Here is a 223-nt window from a genome sequence, read left to right on the forward strand (position 1 = left end):
AGCAGCCACCCTTGAAAGAGTGCGTAATAGCTCACTGGTCTAGTGATTCCGCGCCGACAATGTAGCGGGGCTCAAGCGTACCGCCGAAGTCGTGTCATTTCAGCATGAGGGCCAACGCCCGCTGGGATGGGTAGGGGAGCGTCGTGTGCCGGGTGAAGCTGCAGCGGAAGCTAGTGGTGGACGGTTCACGAGTGAGAATGCAGGCATGAGTAGCGATACACAC

At 58.7% G+C, this 223-nt stretch carries 1 rRNA gene; it reads left to right on the forward strand.

The features are described 5' to 3' along the window. Nucleotides 1-223 (forward strand): 23S ribosomal RNA (locus ADL01_RS28035); the annotation flags it as partial.

This window comes from Streptomyces sp. NRRL WC-3618 (genome assembly GCF_001280005.1).
Taxonomy (GTDB): domain Bacteria; phylum Actinomycetota; class Actinomycetes; order Streptomycetales; family Streptomycetaceae; genus Streptomyces.